Origin of the sequence: Moorena sp. SIO4G3 (genome assembly GCF_010692305.1) — a bacterium.
Lineage (GTDB): Bacteria > Cyanobacteriota > Cyanobacteriia > Cyanobacteriales > Coleofasciculaceae > Moorena > Moorena producens_A.
Genome location: NZ_JAAHIG010000015.1, coordinates 25359 through 37039 on the forward strand (window position 1 = coordinate 25359; position 11681 = coordinate 37039).

General features: G+C 44.1%; 16 protein-coding genes and 1 pseudogene. 4 read left to right on the plus strand and 13 right to left on the minus strand.

What is annotated here, in order from left to right:
- The first annotated feature begins 284 nt into the window (after positions 1-284).
- From psbA to F6J99_RS05040, 3 genes are all read left to right on the plus strand, one after another.
- Positions 285-1364 (plus strand): photosystem II q(b) protein, encoded by a 1080-nt coding sequence (gene psbA, locus F6J99_RS05030; protein ID WP_070395652.1) that lies wholly within the window; start codon positions 285-287, stop codon positions 1362-1364.
- A 319-nt stretch (positions 1365-1683) separates the two neighbouring features.
- On the plus strand, positions 1684-1890 hold the full coding sequence (locus tag F6J99_RS05035) for a hypothetical protein (RefSeq protein WP_293111971.1): 207 nt from the start codon (positions 1684-1686) through the stop codon (positions 1888-1890).
- Positions 1891-1892: 2 nt separating this feature from the next.
- Positions 1893-2153 carry a hypothetical protein gene (locus F6J99_RS05040; RefSeq protein ID WP_293111972.1) on the plus strand — a complete coding sequence of 87 codons (261 nt, stop codon included), beginning with the start codon at positions 1893-1895 and terminating at the stop codon, positions 2151-2153.
- Between the two features lie 239 nt (positions 2154-2392).
- On the opposite strand, the gene F6J99_RS05045 is transcribed toward F6J99_RS05040, so the two are convergent.
- The 12 genes and pseudogenes from F6J99_RS05045 to F6J99_RS05100 all read right to left on the minus strand — a co-directional run bounded on the left by F6J99_RS05045 (position 2393) and on the right by F6J99_RS05100 (position 8941).
- Entirely contained in the window at positions 2393-2728 is a 336-nt protein-coding gene (locus F6J99_RS05045; RefSeq protein WP_293111973.1) for a four helix bundle protein, read from the minus strand.
- Positions 2729-2731: 3 nt separating this feature from the next.
- Complete coding sequence (locus F6J99_RS05050) at positions 2732-3496, minus strand: formylglycine-generating enzyme family protein (RefSeq protein ID WP_365972637.1); 765 nt, start codon at positions 3494-3496, stop codon at positions 2732-2734.
- Positions 3497-3510: 14 nt separating this feature from the next.
- Positions 3511-3810, minus strand: a pseudogene (locus F6J99_RS05055) (zinc ribbon domain-containing protein); the annotation flags it as partial.
- 62 nt (positions 3811-3872) lie between these two features.
- The gene (locus F6J99_RS05060; protein WP_293111974.1) at positions 3873-3995 is read right to left on the minus strand and encodes a hypothetical protein; all 123 of its coding nucleotides are present in this window, start codon (positions 3993-3995) and stop codon (positions 3873-3875) included.
- A 66-nt stretch (positions 3996-4061) separates the two neighbouring features.
- On the minus strand, positions 4062-5138 hold the full coding sequence (gene acsF / locus F6J99_RS05065; protein WP_293111975.1) for a magnesium-protoporphyrin IX monomethyl ester (oxidative) cyclase: 1077 nt from the start codon (positions 5136-5138) through the stop codon (positions 4062-4064).
- 30 nt (positions 5139-5168) lie between these two features.
- Positions 5169-5324, minus strand: coding sequence for a hypothetical protein (locus tag F6J99_RS05070; RefSeq protein ID WP_293081161.1), 156 nt, complete (start codon positions 5322-5324; stop codon positions 5169-5171).
- 405 nt (positions 5325-5729) lie between these two features.
- Positions 5730-5918, minus strand: coding sequence for a hypothetical protein (locus F6J99_RS05075; RefSeq protein ID WP_293111976.1), 189 nt, complete (start codon positions 5916-5918; stop codon positions 5730-5732).
- Between the two features lie 30 nt (positions 5919-5948).
- Positions 5949-6851, minus strand: coding sequence for a hypothetical protein (locus F6J99_RS05080; RefSeq protein ID WP_293111977.1), 903 nt, complete (start codon positions 6849-6851; stop codon positions 5949-5951).
- A 35-nt stretch (positions 6852-6886) separates the two neighbouring features.
- Complete coding sequence (locus F6J99_RS05085; protein WP_293111978.1) at positions 6887-7549, minus strand: zinc ribbon domain-containing protein; 663 nt, start codon at positions 7547-7549, stop codon at positions 6887-6889.
- Positions 7503-8174, minus strand: a complete 672-nt coding sequence (locus F6J99_RS05090; protein ID WP_293111979.1) for a helix-turn-helix domain-containing protein — start codon at positions 8172-8174, stop codon at positions 7503-7505. The genes F6J99_RS05085 and F6J99_RS05090 overlap by 47 nt, the downstream gene beginning before the upstream one ends.
- Before the next feature lie 26 nt (positions 8175-8200).
- On the minus strand, positions 8201-8782 hold the full coding sequence (locus tag F6J99_RS05095) for an IS607 family transposase (RefSeq protein ID WP_365972634.1): 582 nt from the start codon (positions 8780-8782) through the stop codon (positions 8201-8203).
- 12 nt (positions 8783-8794) lie between these two features.
- A complete protein-coding gene (locus F6J99_RS05100) occupies positions 8795-8941 on the minus strand; it encodes a hypothetical protein (RefSeq protein ID WP_293111980.1) in 147 nt (48 codons plus the stop codon).
- 455 nt (positions 8942-9396) lie between these two features.
- Here F6J99_RS05100 and F6J99_RS05105 point away from each other — a divergent pair, with 455 nt between their 5' ends.
- Positions 9397-9897 carry a TerB family tellurite resistance protein gene (locus F6J99_RS05105; RefSeq protein ID WP_293111981.1) on the plus strand — a complete coding sequence of 167 codons (501 nt, stop codon included), beginning with the start codon at positions 9397-9399 and terminating at the stop codon, positions 9895-9897.
- Positions 9898-10228: 331 nt separating this feature from the next.
- Here F6J99_RS05105 and F6J99_RS05110 read toward each other — a convergent pair.
- Positions 10229-11681, minus strand: a 1453-nt coding sequence (locus F6J99_RS05110) for a pentapeptide repeat-containing protein (RefSeq protein WP_293111982.1), incomplete at its 5' end; no start/stop codon positions are given.

The window sequence follows — 11681 nt, forward strand, 5'->3', positions numbered from 1 at the left end:
TCAAAGGGATTCACCAAGCTGGCCATATACTGGCCTAAGCCTTTATCAGCATAGGATTCATCCCTCGGATTCAGCCCTCGGATTGATTAAAATTTTGTTAGCTATCAGTAATCATTGAGGAAAGCGATCGCCTAGATTTTATTAAGTAGAGTTAAGTAGTTTTAAATAAAGTTACGATTAAACCCCGAAAATGTATTTATCTTCAGCATTGTATTAGGATAAATACAGACAGGCAAAACAAGCCTGCTGAACCTAGATAATCAAATAAACGCAATCATCCGAACATGACTACCACATTAAACCAGCGTAACGCTAACGTGTGGGACCGGTTCTGCGATTGGATCACTTCCACCAACAACCGCCTTTATGTAGGCTGGTTCGGTGTACTGATGATCCCCACATTGCTAACCGCTACCATCTGCTTCATCATCGCCTTCATCGCTGCTCCTCCTGTGGACATCGATGGCATCCGTGAGCCCGTTGCTGGCTCCTTGATTTATGGCAACAACATCATCTCTGGTGCTGTTGTTCCTTCTTCTAACGCCATTGGTTTGCACTTCTACCCAATCTGGGAAGCAGCTTCCTTAGATGAGTGGCTCTACAATGGTGGTCCTTACCAGCTAATCATCTTCCACTTCCTTGTTGGTATCTTCACCTACATGGGTCGTCAGTGGGAGCTGAGCTACCGTCTAGGCATGCGTCCTTGGATCTGCGTTGCTTACAGCGCTCCCTTGGCTGCTGCTACTTCCGTGTTCCTAATCTACCCCATTGGACAAGGTTCCTTCTCCGATGGTATGCCTTTGGGAATCAGCGGTACCTTCAACTTCATGTTCGTGTTCCAAGCTGAGCACAACATTCTTATGCACCCCTTCCACATGCTGGGTGTAGCTGGCGTATTCGGCGGTTCACTGTTTAGTGCTATGCACGGTTCTTTGGTGACCTCCTCCTTAGTGCGTGAGACCACCGAAACCGAGTCTCAGAACTATGGTTACAAGTTCGGACAAGAGGAAGAAACTTACAACATCGTTGCAGCTCACGGCTACTTCGGTCGTTTGATCTTCCAATATGCGTCCTTCAACAACAGCCGTTCCTTGCACTTCTTCTTAGGTGCTTGGCCTGTAGTAGGCATCTGGTTTACCGCTCTGGGCATCAGCACCATGGCGTTCAACCTCAATGGCTTCAACTTCAACCAAAGTGTTATTGACTCTCAAGGTCATGTAATCAACACTTGGGCTGATGTACTTAACCGCGCTAACCTAGGTTTCGAGGTAATGCACGAGCGTAACGCTCACAACTTCCCTCTAGATCTAGCTGCTGGTGAAGTTACTCCTGTTGCTTTAACTGCTCCAGTTATCAACGGCTAATCTAAATTTGGCTTAATTGGCTGAGTTTGAAAGAAGCGCTCTCCGTTTGGGGGGCGCTTTTTTGTTTGTGTGTAACGGGAATCGGGAATCGGGAATCGGGAACAGGGAACAGTAAATGTTGCGTAGGGTGCGTTAGGGGCGGGCTCGCCCTAATTTTAAGCCTCTTTGGCCTGGTTGAAACAGCCCGCCCCGTAACGCACCAGCAGGTCAAACCGCAAAAATGAGATCTACCCATTCATTCACCCTACAAGATAAAAAGTATGGGTAGGTAAAATATAAAGGTGAAGACACCAGCCCCATAAGATACTGGTGCAAGTCTGTGGGTGCATCTAGAAACTTTATGGGAAAGAAAAACCACAAAAAGGCAATTCGTAGCTTGAATCAGCGCATTGCTGAACACCAAGAAAAGATTAAACTAGAGTATGAAAAGGACTTTCCCGATCAAGGTTTAATAAGGCATTGGGAAACTGAGATTCGTGCCTTTGAGAAGGGCATTCAGCAAGCACTAAAACGATTGGGAAAATAATTATGCAGATTCGCGATCGCTCCCTTCCTATTACTAGCAATACTCTGAGGACATTAATTACAGAGTTAGGCTCAGAATGCCAAACCGTTACCGGATTAATCTATCAGCTTCAGTCACCTCACCTCAGTGCTAGACAACAAGCTGAAATTCTGGCAGAATTGCTGGCTGCTGCAATTCATCTGAATGTTCATTGTGGAGAAGACTTTCAGACGCTAATTGCCGAGGAGATGGAAAAATTACCGGATGATGATGAACAGGAGTAAATCGGGATTTGAAGTCAGAAGTCAGAAGTTTGAAGTCAGAAGTTTGAAGTTGCGTAGGGTGCGTTAGGGGTGCCCTCATTTTCTCCCTCGTAGCCAGGGTTAGGAGAGTGAGCCCCGTAACGCACCACTAGGTCAAACAGCTTTAATGAACTCAGAAGTCAGAAGCTTGAAGTCAGAAGCTTGAAGTCAGAATTCTATTCTTTGAGTTTTTTGACGGTGGTGACTAGGATTTTAATAATTTATTCGGTTTCTTGGATTAGTCCTTTGAACTTTTCTAATGATACCAGTTCGGCTTCTATGAGAACCTCTAGCCAGTACTTTGTTTCTCTTGCTTCCTTGAGAGCAATTTCATATTTACTGATAAAATCTCTGCGGGATTGGGCTGACTGAGCTTCACTACAATTAGCTCCGATAGACGTTCCTGACCTTAATAACTGATTCCCTAAGGTTCTAGGAACTTTAGATTCTTCTAACCAAACCCAAGCTTTGACTATTCTAACCGCAAACTTCTTTGTTCTGTCCTGAATTGAAACTTGTTGATCACTCAAATTATTTCTTAAAACTTCAAACTTCAAACTTCAAACTTCTGACTTCATCCCAGCGCACACTACACGAACACCAAGAAAGTCGTCGCAGTCCACGCGCCTAAAGTCGATGAAGCGAAGCGCAGAACGGCAGTAAGAAGGATAGTCGAACCATGAGCCCCCCCGCATCACTGAATACAAGCTTTTATCATCATTTTTGTCTAAATATGACTGATTTTCAGTATTGACATTTTCCAGTTCATTATTATCAATCCAAGCACTGCCGTCAGTGGGCGCACCTTTATAGTTATTATGCCAATCATCAGCGCACCATTCCCAAACGTTCCCGTGCATATCACTGAGTCCAAAAGAGTTGACGACTTTAAAATAGCCTACTGGTGTTGTTTGCCCACGGTATTCTCCTTGTGGCCCTCTACCATAAGATCCTGACCTTCTAGAGTCTTTATCATCCGTCCCGTGATAATTAGCCAAATCTGTTGTAATGGTTTCTCCGAATTGGAATGGGGGATAGGATGCTCCGTTTTCGAGGTTAAGGGGTTCTGTTACCCCTCGACAGGCATATTCCCATTGGGCTTCAGAAGGTAGTCTATAATCCTTTCCTGTTAGCTTAGAAAGCCGGTCACAGAACTCGACAGCTTCATACCAATCGACTTGTTCAACAGGTCTTTGCCATCTATCTATCCCTTGATAGGGCTCTTTAAAATAAGAGGGGTCTGGATCTAAATCTTGATTGACCTTAAGGTCAGAACGAGATGCGATCGCTTTCCATTGAGCTTGAGTAATGGGGTAACGTCCCAGTGAACTACCACGACCTACTTCGTTGAGGTCGTGGCTTCCAGCTTCACGGAAGAATGCCTCAACTTGGACGGACGTCCACGTTTTGGTCTTACTTCTTCTCCACTGGCGTTGACCTCCCCTGTCCCAGAGGAGGATAGCATTCTGATCCCTTCTGCTCTAATATTTTTGGCCGCATTACCGTCTCTGTCGTGACAAGTTCCACAACTTGGACAAGTCCAAGTCCTTACGTCTAGTGGCAATTCTTTGATTCGATAATGGCAATTAGAACAGGTTTTAGAACTGGGGAACCATCGATTTATCTCAACTAACACTTTTCNGCCCCATCTCCCCATCTCCCTATCTCCCTATCTCCCCATCTCCCTATCTCCCCATCTCCCTATCTCCCCATCTCCCCACCTCCCCATCTCCCCATCTCCCTATCTCCCCACACTCCCCTCTCTTTCCCTGTTCCCTGTTCCCTGTTCCCTGTTCCCGATTCCCGACTCCCAGCGTAAATCAAAAAAAAGTGATCCTACATAAAGTAGGATCACCACAAAAACGAAGCTAACAGTTAGCGGAGCAAACTTTAGATCATAGCACCCTGTTTAGAAGTCATATCAATGGGCTTGATCAGGTACAATTTTAGGAGCTGCCAGGCATTAGACATGTAGAGAGGCAACTTCTGGAATAATTGCAAGAACTTAGGCGTATTTGAGTTAGCGATCGCTCTCAGCTTATCATTATTCCGGACACAAATCTCCAGACGCTCATAAAATTCCGGATGGTCTACATCCAGAATAACTGGGAAGACCCGTCCTGAGGTGTCGTTAGTCTTCTCAATCACATGCTTATCATACTCACGAGCATCTAAACCAATGGAGGCATAAAATCCATACCGCTGAACATCATTCAGATACATAGTGGCAAACACCGACAGCAAGAAGAATCTCGACCAAAGCTTAGCCTGCCAATCATTCAGCGTATTCGGCTGAGCTCTCATGATCGCATCAAAGAAATCCCCATGACGGTTTTCATCCTGACACCAGTTTTCAAAGAACCGGAAAATTGGATAGACCCGGTCTTCAGGATGAGCTTCTAAATGGCGATAGATAGTAATATACCGCCAATAGCCAATCTTCTCAGACAGATAGGTAGCGTAGAAAATAAACTTGGGCTGAAAGAAGGTGTACTTCTTGCTCTTAGTCAGGAATCCCAAATCCAGCTGTAGATTGAAATCTGACATAGCCTTGTTCAGGAATCCCGAATGACGTGCTTCATCACGAGACATCAGGGTAAAGCACTCTGCCAGCACAGGATTTTTATTCTTTAAGCGCCGTCCCAATTCCTTATACAGCAAGAAACCAGAGAATTCCGCTGTACAGGAACGTTCCAGAAACTCAACAAATAACCGGCGTTTTTCCCCATCAATGTGATCCCAGGATTGATTAAACTCTTCATCCCGGACAAAATGGTGACGATTGTAGTCAGCTCGAAACTCTTCCAGGATGGCTTCCAGTTCATCCTGATTAGGCGAGATATCCATCTTCGCCATTGCTTCAAAGTCAGTTGTGTAGAACCGGGGAGTTAGGATCGTGTCCTTCGCCGGTACTTTTATACCGGGTCGGATTTCATCAAAATCAGGTTTTTTAAGGGAATCTACCATCTTAAGCTCTTGCTTGCTTGTTATAGTTGCTTACCATTCTCGGTGGCCTGGTGTGGACAGATCCGGGTCACTCAACCCAGCCCAAACCAATGACAATGACCTAGCAATCGGGATCAGCTCGTGAAACCAGAAAGATTCCCCACACAGGGAACACAAGGAAACACCTTGCCCCAGGGTCAGTTTCACCAATCAATTACGATTGCTATATATTGCTATATATTGCTTTATGAGTTTACCAGGGTATTGGTGATCTCAAGCGCTTTTTTTTGTTAAGAGTTGCAACGTAATTTGAAGTTTTATAACATTTTGCCCCTGCCGTAGCTTAAACCTGAATCCTTAAGCAAACCTGAAAGCTTAACCAAACCTGAACGGTGAAAGCTGTTACATAACTTAACTAAAGGAATTATTTAATAAAGTTATTTAATAAGGTTTTTCAATCAAGTTATTACCTTTTTCGTTATCATCTTTATAGTTTTGACTTAAAAATGGGGATTTTCAAGGGGGAACTGTTACGACTCCCCCTTTTTTTTAGGTCAATATTCAGCCATTAGCTGATAGCTTAATTCTTTTGTTTAAACAAATAAACAAAATTTAAACAGAAGAATTATTATTCATTTCTGCAAGAACTTGGAGTACCACTTTGTCTAACTCCGCAATAATAGTGTCGAGGAACCAACTACCATCTAAGTTCTCAGCAATCCATGGATCCATGACCACTGATCGCATCACGGTGATTTCCTTATCTTGTTCAGAATTTACAGGAGCTGGAAGTTGTAACAACCGTTGTTTGTAATTATTGAAAAACTCTTCTCAGTAATAATCTTTCTGAAAGTCTGTGGTGCTAACTAGCACATTATACTGGGCATTAACATTTTCGTCTTCTTCTTCTGGAAGCACTAGCTTCAAACTGATCCGATCATAGATCTGGCGATTGAAGTCATTAGCTGCTTCTAAGTCTTGGTTCCAAGTCCCATCACTGTTCTTGAAATTAAAGGCATAAGTGAGAATATTCAGGTCTGCTCCTGTCTCCTTCAGCAATTCTAGGGCTTCGGTATGCTCACCATTCAAGATCTCCTTAGGACGCTTTCCAGCTAATAGGCTGCGTAGCTTGTCTCTGAATTCTTTTTTACTGGCATAATTGCTAATTGGTCCTTCTGGGTCTTCTATTGGTACTGGAAACACGCCATAGCCTTGGGCTGACTCACTCAGCTCCAGCAGCTTCCAGTGGAACATTTTGCAGTTGTATAAGGTTCGACCAAGGATTTTGCCGTATCCTGAGGGTTCTGGTGGGATAACCTTATGGCTTAGGTATACTCCTGCTGCTGCGGCACCGGGTTTCGACCCTTCAATGCCGTAAGTTCCTAAAAGATATTCATCTTGTCCTTCAGAGCCTTCACCGGTATTGGTGTAGGGAGCCTCGAAGGCAATTAGACTCCGCATCAACATGTTCCGATAGCATAGTGCCCCGGCTGGATAAGGCATGTAACCCGTCTTATGAGGGTCTACTGTAACTGTATCTGTTCGGTAAAGGTTATCGTATTGTGCATACACATAATCGCTCATGGGCAGAACAGGCACTGGTTCATCAGCCTCTGTGCTGACGGGTACAGCCTTCGTTTCCAGCATCGCCGCAAAATAGCCACCCCATGCCGCATCAGCATGTACAGCAAATTCAATGTTTTGGGGGCGATACTTATTATCCCGTAGATCCAAAACTGTCTTGAGTGGATCGACGTTTCCGATACTTTTTAGCTACCAAAATCTACCAAGGGCGGATTCTGGCTCACTAATGCAAGCTGCTTTCGCAACCAGGGGGTATCTCCCAAAGCATGGCCGTAGGCCACGCTGCGCGAACGCAGAAATATACCACGAGCACCGTTGATGTCTCTGTCCATGACTTTACCATCAACTTTTGACTTGATAGTCTTACTCCCGCCTATATTTACCAGTTCACCTGTCCAGCTAACAGTCTTACTGGTGTAAGCCTCGCAGACATCTACCACTGTTTTTCCAGTTTCCTGAGTTTTATGCTTCAAAAATTCCTTGAAGCGATAATGAGCAAAGGTGAGCATGTTCCGAACGGTTTTAGATCTGATTTTTCTATTTCCTTTTTTAGACATTTTAGATGTTTCAAAGGTGGGAAGTAGAATCACATCAAAGTTATCAACCAAAAACCTAGCTGTCTTATGATGAAGCTCATTGATTAGGTTCTGGATTTTGATAACCATTCGCCTAGCGGCTTTTCTCATCCGACGCTTTTGTCCGCGTTTGGCTTTACTGATTTTAGACAGTAAATTATCTAAATGCTGACACAGACGTTGGATGCGAGAAAAATCTCCGTGCCCAATCTTTCCTACAGATGTCTCACTGAAAAAAGTGATGAAAGTTCTGACTCCAGGGTAAGCAAGCAACTACTCTACCTTGGTTTTCGGTATATGATACAGCTACCTTGTGAGGGACTACTAGATAGTAATCGCCATTGTTACTAGTTAGTCGGCAGTCACAAATATCTACGGGCAAGTCTTCAGCGTAAGTCAATTTACCCAGCTTTGTGTGATATATTCCTGTTTCAGAAACTGCTGACTTAGGAATATAGCAAGACTGAATGGGGTTTTTCCTTGACCTGAATCTTACCCGATTAATTTGTGACGTCTTTTTGGACTTTTTCTTGGCCTCCCTGACGGCGGTGCAAGCATCCTTAATCGCTATCGATTTTATTTGATAAGGTACTTCCTTGCACCACTCAGGAAGGTCGTTTAATATCCCTGTTTTGATGGCTTTCCAATTGGCTTTTACTTCGCCATTTTGGAGGATTTTGACGGTTTTGTTGAACACATAACGGGACACTCCGAACCATTGGCGAATAAGATATCTCTGGTCAGGATTTAGGAACAGTCGAATCTTCTTTGATTTTTTTACCGTACTTTCGGAGTCCGTGAACCCGGCAGGAGAAGACGTGAATGATTCAGAGAAGATCTGCGGTAAGTTCGGACTCTGGGCAGCTTTCAGATTGGCTGAGAACCAGGATTTTTCCACCGTTGAGACCGACCGGAGATGAAACCTTAGAGTAGTGCAGCCTTACTACAAAACCAAGACCCTATGCTGCATAATTTACCAACTATAAAGGCTGCACTACTCTTACGGTAACTTCTAACCAAGTACTCAATGAGTTCAAACCCAAATCGAATAAGTCTGTCTCTACAGGCAACAACAATCGTGAGCTTATCTCCGAGCACAATTCGTTCCAATATGGTTCTAAGCCCTTTCCTTTTGTAGTTGAGACCTGAGCCGATGTCAAAGATGATTTCGGCGTCGGGGAAGAGGGAATGGAGATAGGCGAGAAGTCTGTCGAGGTCGTCTCTTTGAAAGTTGGTACTGACTCGGCAGTAGCAAATCGTCTTGGTAGTTCGTTGTTCACGAAGTTGATCAGGTTTTGAACGTCTTGCTCCGAACCTGAGTACATCTTCTGAATGAAATAGTCTAGTTCCGCCTGGAGTCCTTTCGCATCTGAGAGTGCCATTATCTGCGTACTTCCGTAACGTGTTCCTTGATAGTCCTGTAAGTTCGACCGCCTTACGGATTGGTATAAGTGCCATATCTAAAATCTCACACATACTTGGAGATAGTGTTAGATTAGTGGACATTTTTGTTAACTGTCACAAGCCCTCACCACCGAGCATTTCTTCTATGGGCTTACCCTTTGGCTTTCCCTGTCCCTTACCCTTAGGGGTTTTACGAGTAGCAGCTAACTTACTAACCGCTTTCCGTAATTTCTTCAATCCGCTCCCTTTATAGTTTTCCATTGAGTTAATCAGCCTTTTTTGATAAATGCCATGTAAATATTACATTTAAATAAATAACTCAATAGTCTTTAGTCATAAAAATTTACGGTTATCAATTGGGTTAGGTACATGTTTTTAGGGAGTAGGGAACAGGGAATCGGGAATCGGGAATCGGGAATCGGGAATCGGAAATAGAGAAAAAATTATGTTTACCTCATAAATAGTATAAACCCTATAAATACACCCCTTTTCTTAATCTTTGGGTTTTAGATGATGAATTATGAAAAAATGTCTACGTTACAAGCTCCGTTCCCTGTTCCCTAAAACCTTAGGTGTGCTAATGCACGTCAACTTTTGCCTCTTGCCTCTTGCCTAAAGCCCTTGCGCGTAGCGCTATACATTGAGTTGACAAATTGCACTAAAGTTGGTTCAATCAAACTGAATATGCTCAAAACCAATAAAAAAAGGATAAAAATATGACCAGTGGCAAAACTGTCCAACTGAGCAAATATGCTGAGCATAAATATGGCTTTTATTCTAACACTTCAGTTGATTTGGAGGTGGGGGTAAATTACGGCTGCGCCTTATTGGCGATCGCTGGTGCAGATGGAGAACTCGCAGAAGAAGAATTACAGTGGTTTATTGACGAACAAGAAATGATGGCGGAAGACTCTGAAGCTGTTGAAGAGTACGTTGAAACCCTCCGCAAATTCGATTGGAAAAATGCTAACATTGAAGAGCTATTGAGTGGAATAAAGTATGATTTTCCATTGAATTTTCGCCGCTGTATGTTGTACCAAGCGATCAAAATCAGTCGAGCTGATGGGAACTACCATGAAAAAGAAAAAGCAGCGGTGGCTAAAGCGGCGGAAATTTTAGGAGTTGAACCCAGCGTGGTTGTTAGTCTAGAGTCCGTGGCGGAAATGGAAGAGACAGCCGATCGACTGCGGATTGCTTTATTTCAAACAAATGGTTAATTCTGGTTGACAGCTTTTTCAAGAGGATTTCGATCTACTTGTCTTATCAGTAAATTGAAATCCTCATCAACCAGCAGTGGTTATACTCTTTGAGTTCAGTCAAGACCATTGGATGCGTGGCTCTATTTTGGAATTAGGAACTTAGTAGAGCATCTAGGCGAAAATTGTGGGTTCATTACTATTCCAAACGCTATCTACTCTAGAAGAAATGGTTGGGAGTATTGATTATTTGTAAGTGTTCCCGTAGCGTGGCCTACGACTAATCCCATTTGTTTGATTGAAGCTTACCGGATTCCCAAAAATTATCAGTACCCCCTAATTTCCGTAATCCCTATCTTTTGCTAGGGGTTAAACTTTCAGAGCGATCCCCTGGCAAATCCTCAAAAATTGCTCCTCGTTGAATTAGGTCAAGCTTCATCGATTCATCAATTCCTAAGTTACTTCCGAATCGGGCATTTTCTAATTTAGCACGACTTAGGTCAGCATCCATCAGGTTTACACGAATCAGGTGGGCATCCCTCAGGTCGGCACCACTCAGGTTGGCACGATTGAGGTTGGCATCCCTCAGGTTGGCACGATTGAGGTTGGCATCCCTCAGGTTGGCACGATTGAGGTTGGCACGACTCAGGTTGGCACGATTCAGATAGGCATTCCTCAGGTCGGCACCACTCAGGTTGGCACGACTCAGGTTGGCATGAATCAGGTTGGCATTACTCAGGTCGGCACCACTCAGGTTGACAAGAATCAGGTAGGCACCACTGAGGTAGGCACCACTGAGGTAGGCACCACTGAGGTTAGCACGACTCAGGCTGGCACGAATCAGTTCGGCATCCTTCAAGTTGGCACCACTGAGGTTGGCATCCTTCAAGTTGGCAAGAATCAGATTGGCACGAATCAGATTGGCACCCCTTAGGTCGGCACGAATCAGATTGGCATAACTCAGGTTGGCATCCCTCAGGTCGGCACCACTCAGATAGGCACCACTCAGATAGGCACCACTCAGGTTGACACCCCTCAGGTAGCCACGAATCAGCTTGGCACGAATCAGGTAGTCAAGAATCAAGTTGGCACCACGAATCAGGTAGGCACGAATCAGGTTGGTACCACTGAGCTTGGCACCCTTGAGCTTGGCACCCCTCAGGTTGACACCTTTCAGGTCAGTACCCCTCAAGTCAGCACCTCTGAGGTCGGCACATCTGAGGTCGGCACCACTCAGGTCAGCATCACTCAGGTCAACACCCCTCAAGTTTCGACCCACAGCTCCATGCCTAACAATCTCTTCTACTAGATGCCATTTTTGATCATCCTCTGACCTTTCCCTCAAAATTTCAATATCTTGAACAGGAAAACCGCTTAATTCGTTGATTTCTCCTGATTCTATCCGAGATCTAAGCCGTTCAATATCCTCTGGAGAACCCTCTACAATTAATCGGATGCTGCCTGGTTGAATATCAATAATATTTATACTGTCACCTGAATAGGATCGTAAAATAGATTGAAGAAATTCTAAATTTTGAACTGAATCGATATCCCCTTCTAAGACAATAGAAACTTTAATTGTTTCACTTTTTTTATCGATTACAGTCACTTTGCGCCTAGGTACTTGCCCTTGCTCCACCCCCTCCAACAGCTCTGAGCTACTGCCATCATTTCTGATGGTCAGTGGTTCTGATCGGTTTTCCTCAGCTATTCCCGCGATTTCTCTCCAGTCTAGTTTCAGTCCATCGCATATCCGTTTAAAGGAATCCAGCTGAATTGGTTTAAATTGAAAAAACTTTGTTACA

Bases quoted from the DNA above. Each gene is read 5' to 3' on its own strand.
- psbA (WP_070395652.1), top strand. From the start codon at position 285: ATGACTACCACATTAAACCAGCGTAACGCTAACGTGTGGGACCGGTTC.
- F6J99_RS05040 (WP_293111972.1), top strand. From the start codon at position 1,893: ATGCAGATTCGCGATCGCTCCCTTCCTATTACTAGCAATACTCTGAGG.
- acsF (WP_293111975.1), bottom strand. From the start codon at position 5,138: ATGGTAGATTCCCTTAAAAAACCTGATTTTGATGAAATCCGACCCGGT.
- F6J99_RS05095 (WP_365972634.1), bottom strand. From the start codon at position 8,782: ATGTCCACTAATCTAACACTATCTCCAAGTATGTGTGAGATTTTAGAT.
- F6J99_RS05100 (WP_293111980.1), bottom strand. From the start codon at position 8,941: ATGGAAAACTATAAAGGGAGCGGATTGAAGAAATTACGGAAAGCGGTT.
- F6J99_RS05105 (WP_293111981.1), top strand. From the start codon at position 9,397: ATGACCAGTGGCAAAACTGTCCAACTGAGCAAATATGCTGAGCATAAA.